1 pseudogene is annotated in these 473 nt (G+C 60.3%); it reads right to left on the minus strand.

The features are described 5' to 3' along the window. Positions 1 to 473, minus strand: a pseudogene (locus ACR6JA_RS23240) (site-specific DNA-methyltransferase); the annotation flags it as partial.

Genomic DNA, 473 nt, shown 5'->3' on the forward strand with positions numbered 1-473 from the left:
GCCATGCGGAGCCAGCCCATATTCCGCGCAATAGCGCCGATAGGCCTGATCCCGGTCTTCCGCGCAACGCGCGAATTCCAGGACGTTCTTGGGTATCCTCCCCGACGTTTCGCCGCCGTAGGCACCGATACGCTTTCTGTAGGCGCCATCGGAATGCACACTCTCTCGCTTCACACCACCGGAACGCACGAACCGAAGGTGCTCTTCGGTGTGAGGCTGCAACACCCTCCGGTTATCAGCGAGCACTCGATCCGGATCATTCGTCAGCCAATAGACAGGCTCATACCCCGTGTTGAGCTGCACCCTCTTCTTGCTGGCCCAGGCCACCGGCCCAGGCGGCTTGGGCGATGTCCAAATAATTTCGTCCATCTTGTACAGCCCCAGCCGCGCATGCAATGCCAGAATCAGGCGCTCGCGGTAGAGCGACCGCGCAGGCGACTTCGGCATGAAGATGTCATTGCCGACATTCAAGC

Source organism: Cedecea sp. B1(4) (genome assembly GCF_059414925.1).